Source organism: Oleiphilus sp. HI0066 (genome assembly GCF_001635725.1).
On the sequence record NZ_LWFH01001699.1, the window covers coordinates 1 to 1,237 of the forward strand.

1 protein-coding gene is annotated in these 1,237 nt (G+C 42.7%); it reads left to right on the top strand.

Annotated elements, in window-relative coordinates:
- Positions 1–237: 237 nt before the first annotated feature.
- Positions 238–1,237 (top strand): AMP-binding protein (locus A3738_RS26535; RefSeq protein ID WP_156504524.1); only part of this gene is annotated, 1,000 nt, incomplete at its 3' end.

Consider the following 1,237-nt stretch of genomic DNA (forward strand, 5'->3'; position numbering starts at 1 on the left):
TCAGTTCCTTAAGCCTATGGTTATCGTTTTAATTGTGATGATTAGCCTAGCAAAATTACCAAGCGCCGTAGTGATATAGTCGAGATTTCAGAGCGCAGCAAATTCTATTATTGCTTGTTGTGTTTGCAATCACACTGCAAATAGTCGCTTGGCTGCATTTAACATATCTTTTTTGTGGCACTGCTTTTATGATGGTTGCTCTTCGTAAGTCCACCAATAATAAATAGAGAGGGGTTCATGGGAGCAAATAACGGATTTTTATCGCCACTCGCTTACGCCTATAAGTGGGAAAAAGCAAAAGCTGATGACTTATATCTGACACAGCCGATGGGCGGGGATCAGGTACAAGAATACACATGGAATCGAGCGGTTGGTGAGGCGAGAAGAATGGCCTCCTATTTAAAGTCTCTAGACCTCCCTCCCAAAAGCAAGATTGCTATTTTATCGAAAAACTGTGCGCACTGGATCATGTCAGATTTGGCTATTTGGATGGCGGGGCATGTCACTGTACCTCTGTATCCGACATTAAACGCAGAGACCGTTCGATATATTCTAGAACACAGTGATTCAAAACTTCTTTTTGTTGGTAAATTGGATGACTGGGATGAGATGAAAGCTGGTGTTCCAGATGATCTTCCCTGTTTATCTTATTCACTTAGCCCGCCAAATGATTTCCAAACTTGGGAGCAAATTGTTGCCGACCATAAACCGCTTATGGAAGAAACGGTTCGTGATGCCGATGAGTTAGCAACGATTGTTTATACCTCGGGGAGTACTGGCAAACCTAAAGGTGTCATGATTTCTTTTGGGGCTATGAGTATGGCAGCGAAAGGTGTTTCTGAGGCACTTGAGATGAAAGATTCAGAACGCATGCTTTCTTATTTGCCTTTGGCGCACGTATTTGAGCGCTATGCCGTAGAGCAGGCGTCTTTGTATGTGGGTTTTCATCTTTTCTTTGCAGAAGCGCTTGATACATTTGTTCAGGACTTAAAGCGTGCGCGACCAACGGTCTTTATCTCTGTACCGAGATTATGGGCGAAGTTCCAGCTCGGTGTATTCCAGAAAATGACACCTGAAAAACTGAAGTTCCTTCAGAGTATTCCGATCATATCTTCTCTTGTAAATAAAAAAGTATTGAAGAACTTGGGCTTAGATCATTGTCACTTTGCTGTGAGTGGCTCAGCTCCTTTGTCAGAAGATATTATTAATTGGTACCGAGGCTTAGGACTGGAATTGA